Here is a 1,169-nt window from a genome sequence, read left to right as displayed (position 1 = left end):
CGGGCCGCCTCGCCCCCAGTGATTTTTTTCCACCCGCCCAAACCCCGACCCTGTTACCGGGGGGGGGCCCCGCCCCATTTGTGCGGCCGGGCCCCCCACCGCTGTGTCGTCGTCCGCTCGGAAACTCCCGGCCGGGCCGGGACACGGGGCGGAGACAACGTCTCACCCGTCGAAGTAGCTGAGATCACCCATGGTCCATGCGCTGACGTCCTTGATCGCGACTCGGTACATGCCGCCCGTCTCCGGGATCCCGAGGCTGCCCTGCAGGATCCGGGCGAGATGGAAGTGCAGATGCGTGGGCGCCTCGCCGTGACCGGGCCGGTTCGCTCGCGGCCCGCGGGCGAAGACGTCCGAGAACGGGCCGAGACGGTCCGAGTCCTTCAGGACCTCCGCCACCCGCTCTCGCCACACCGCCTCAGGAGCCAGCCGACCGGTGATGACGGCACCGCCGACGACCACGGTCAGCGACATCTGATTGCTGCGCTCGGACTCCACCGCGGCGCAGATGGCGACGAGCAGCTCATCAGGGTTCGACATGACAGCAGAGCTTACGACTTGGGGGAGTCATTTTCGCAGGTGGCAGGTTTCTTCCTCGACTGGAAGGGTGAAATCTATCTTTGCCAGAGTAGACATTCCTTCCTGGCGTGGTTACGATCCAACTTGTAGAGACGGTCGAACAAGACCCGCCAGACACGAACTGGCGGGTGGATGAAACGAAGTTCGCAGGTCAGTGCGGCTCTCGAGCCTCGAAGCCAAGGTGTTCCCAGGACGGTGACGGGACTGGGAGCCGCACTGGGCGGCTCGCACGTCGAGGAGCTGCCGACAGCAGTACCAGTTCCCACAGTGGTTGGTTCAGAGAGGAACGGAGGAGCAGACGCCATCAGGATCGCCCGGGCCCGAGAAGTGCTCGGCCCGGGTACCGCAAGACCCCGGAATGGATGGTGGTCCCCGGTCACGCAGCTGCGATCCCCCCGCTCCGCCCCTGCCGGGCCGGGTAGCGGAAACAGAAGGTCGGCACAGCAGTAGGGCCGACAGATGGTGTTGAATTTCCTTCGGGGCCCTGGTGCCGTACGGCACCAGGGCCCCACCGCTGCGTTGCACACCCAGGGGACATTACAGCCGACCACCCACAATGTTATAATCAGGAATAAGACGACAACCCCCCGTAC

General features: G+C 65.2%; 1 protein-coding gene. It reads right to left on the bottom strand.

Annotated features, from left to right (window positions below; all coding sequences use genetic code 11):
- Positions 1-162 precede the first annotated feature (162 nt).
- A complete protein-coding gene (locus ACWGKQ_RS01615) occupies positions 163-537 on the bottom strand; it encodes a hypothetical protein (RefSeq protein ID WP_453289845.1) in 375 nt (124 codons plus the stop codon).
- Between the last annotated feature and the right edge of the window lie 632 nt (positions 538-1,169).

Source organism: Streptomyces sp. NPDC054770 (genome assembly GCF_053611985.1).
This window is presented reverse-complemented; position numbering and strand designations above follow the sequence as displayed.

Bases quoted from the DNA above. Each gene is read 5' to 3' on its own strand.
- ACWGKQ_RS01615 (WP_453289845.1), bottom strand. From the start codon at position 537: ATGTCGAACCCTGATGAGCTGCTCGTCGCCATCTGCGCCGCGGTGGAG.